We start from the raw sequence: 261 nt of genomic DNA on the forward strand, positions 1-261 counted from the left end.
CTACGAGAGGCCTTACAGATATGTAATATTCGCGGCAGCTTCCTGAAAGGCATCACTGGTTATCCTCTAGTCAGAAGTAAGTGAGCACTAGGAGAAAATCATGAAATTATTAAAAGTTGTTTTTGCCGCTTCCATCTTGACCATGTCTTCTTTGGCCATGGCTGAAGGAGGTGGTGACCGTGTTTATGGTCGAATGATGCAAGAGAACCAGAAGGCGATGGAGCAGTACGCCTTAGAAAACGGAAAGGCGACACCTGAAGT

The 261-nt window shown here is 45.6% G+C and carries 1 protein-coding gene; it reads left to right on the plus strand.

The features are described 5' to 3' along the window. Positions 1–100: 100 nt before the first annotated feature. Positions 101–261, plus strand: a 161-nt coding sequence (locus tag KMS84_RS44655) for a co-regulatory protein PtrA N-terminal domain-containing protein (RefSeq protein WP_498066989.1), incomplete at its 3' end; no start/stop codon positions are given.

This window comes from Streptomyces hilarionis, from assembly GCF_024539675.1.
GTDB classification, from domain to species: Bacteria; Actinomycetota; Actinomycetes; order Streptomycetales; family Streptomycetaceae; genus Streptomyces; species Streptomyces hilarionis.